Source organism: Neisseria sp. P0021.S006, assembly GCF_051956895.1.
In genome coordinates this window covers 1-777 of record NZ_JBQCWZ010000636.1, presented here as the reverse complement: position 1 = coordinate 777, position 777 = coordinate 1, and the positions used below count along the sequence as shown (strand labels likewise).

Here is a 777-nt window from a genome sequence, read left to right as displayed (position 1 = left end):
CAACCTTGGCGCAAACGGACGGGATCGTAGTGTGCATGGTTTTCGTAGAGGGTGAGCAAAGCTTTGGTCAGTTCCGGTATGTTTTCAATCGGTACCAACAGGCCATTGTCGGATGTGACGATGGATTGGGGGCCGCCGCAACGTGTGGCGATAACGGGCAAACCTTGCGACAGTGCTTCGATATAGACGACGCCGAAGGTCTCGGTACGGCTGGCGAGGACGAATGCGTTGCTGTGGCGCATGAGATCCAGGGTTTGGTCGGTGGTTAATGCGCCGGTAAAGGTAACGGCGTGGTTGATGCCCAAGTCGCTTGCCAGTTGTTTCAGACGGCCTTCTTCTACGCCGCCGCCGCCGATTTTGAGTTTGAGCTGCGGATAGGTTTTGAGTGCTTCGGCAAAAGCAGGCAGGAGCAGGTCGTGGCCTTTGAGGTGGCGCAGGTGGGAGACGCTGCAGAAGGTGAAGTCTTGATTGTTTTTTTCGGGGAACTCGAAATCCTGTTCAAAATTGCCGCCCAGCATATTGGGCAGGTATTGCCAGTCTGTACCGGCGTAGGTTTTTTCGAGAATGCGGCAGAAATCACGGCTGACGGCGAATCGGGTCGCGCTGTGGCGCACGGCTTCGTGCATGGACGGCCATTGGTTTTTTCGGACAAGGCCGCGTGAAATGGCGCTGCTGTGTTCGGTAATTACATAGGGAATGCCGTATTTTTTGAAGATGGCACAGGCCAAAATGGCGGCATAGTTGACGCAATGGGCGTGAATTACGTCGGGTTTGCCG

At 55.1% G+C, this 777-nt stretch carries 1 protein-coding gene; it reads right to left on the bottom strand.

Going from position 1 to position 777, the window contains the following annotated elements; translation table 11 throughout:
- On the bottom strand, positions 1-777 hold a 777-nt coding region (locus ACTHUM_RS16175; RefSeq protein WP_440403446.1), incomplete at both ends, for a glycosyltransferase.